The 1,540-nt window shown below is 74.5% G+C and carries 1 protein-coding gene; it reads right to left on the bottom strand.

What is annotated here, in order from left to right; all coding sequences use genetic code 11:
• A partial coding sequence (thrS, locus tag CCN42_RS40195; protein WP_086742039.1) for a threonine--tRNA ligase occupies positions 1-1,224 on the bottom strand: 1,224 nt, incomplete at its 3' end.
• Positions 1,225-1,540 lie beyond the last annotated feature (316 nt).

The raw sequence follows: 1,540 nt of genomic DNA, 5'->3' as shown, positions 1-1,540 counted from the left end.
CGCTTCCCACAGCCCGGCACCGCGCGCGGCGACCCGTTCACGGACGCGCCGCAGCAGTTCGGCCACGGGCAGGGTGCCGGGCCGCCGCCCGTCGCGCAGCCGCACGGCGGCGAGGGCGCCGCCGGCCTCCCGCTCGCCGATCACCGCCTGGTACGGCACGAGCCTCGACGCGCGGATCCGCGCCCCGAGACTGCCGTCCTCCGGCCCGCTCAGCTCGGCCCGCAGGCCGTGGCGCAGGGCCTCTGCCACGATCTCCCGCGCGCGGTCCTCCTGCGCCTTCGACACCGGCAGCACCACCAGCTGCACGGGCGCGAGCCAGACCGGGAAGGCCCCGCCGTGCTCCTCCATCAGGTGGGCGACGGCCCGTTCCACGCTGCCGATGATGCTGCGGTGCACCATGACGGGCCGGTGCCGGGCGCCGTCGGGGCCGGTGTAGTGCAGGTCGAAGCGCTCCGGCTGGTGGAAGTCGATCTGGACGGTGGACAGGGTGGACTCGCGGCCGGCGCCGTCCACCACCTGGACGTCGATCTTCGGGCCGTAGAACGCGGCTTCGCCCTCGACCGCCTCGTACGCGACCCCGGACGCGTCCAGCACCTCCCTGAGCAGCCCGGTCGCCCGCCGCCACAGCTCCGGTCCGGCGACGTACTTGCCGCCCTCGCCGGGCAGGGAGAGCCGGTGGCGGGCGGCGCGGATGCCGAGGTCGGCGTAGGCGCGGCGGATCAGGGCGAGGGCCGCGCCGGCCTCCTCCACCGCCTGGTCGAGGGTGCAGAAGATGTGGGCGTCGTTGAGCTGGATGGCCCGGACGCGGGTCAGTCCGCCGAGGACGCCGGACGGCTCGGAGCGGTACATGCCGCCCAGCTCGGCGATGCGGAGCGGGAGTTCGCGGTAGCTGTGGGAGCGGGAGCGGTAGATGAGGGCGTGGTGGGGGCAGAGGCTGGGCCGCAGCACGACCTGCTCCGAGCCCAGCTCCATGGGCGGGAACATGTCCTCGCTGTAGTGGTCCCAGTGCCCGGAGATCTCGTACAGCTCCCGTTTCCCGAGCACCGGCGAGTACACGTGCCGGTATCCGGCGGCCCGCTCGGCGTCCCGGACGTACTCCTCCAGGGTGTGCCGGACGACGGCCCCGGCGGGCAGCCAGTACGGCAGTCCGGCGCCCATCAGCGGGTCGGTGTCGAAGATGCCCAGCTCACGGCCGAGGCGTCGGTGGTCGGCAGCGGTGGTCATGGGGGTCCTCCTCCGGTTCGGAGGGCGAGCGCCGCACGACGAAAGCCCCGGGGCGCTCGCCCCGGGGCTTCGGACATCTGCTCAGCTGTCAGCGCGCCGGGACACTCTCCGGCGTCGTCGTGCGGGACACGTGGGCGCGCTGCATGACCGTGACGCTAGCGGCGGGCGGGCGCGGCACGCCAGCGGTTTTCCCCGGCGGCGGCGGAGTTGATCACCCGGACGGCCCGGAGCGCTGGTGGCGGGCCGGGGGTGATGGTGCCGTGGACGTACCACCGTGCCCGGCAAACCGCCCCCACGTCCCCAAGTCCCCGTGGAG

This window comes from Streptomyces glaucescens (assembly GCF_002154375.1).
Lineage (GTDB): Bacteria > Actinomycetota > Actinomycetes > Streptomycetales > Streptomycetaceae > Streptomyces > Streptomyces glaucescens.
This window is presented reverse-complemented; position numbering and strand designations above follow the sequence as displayed.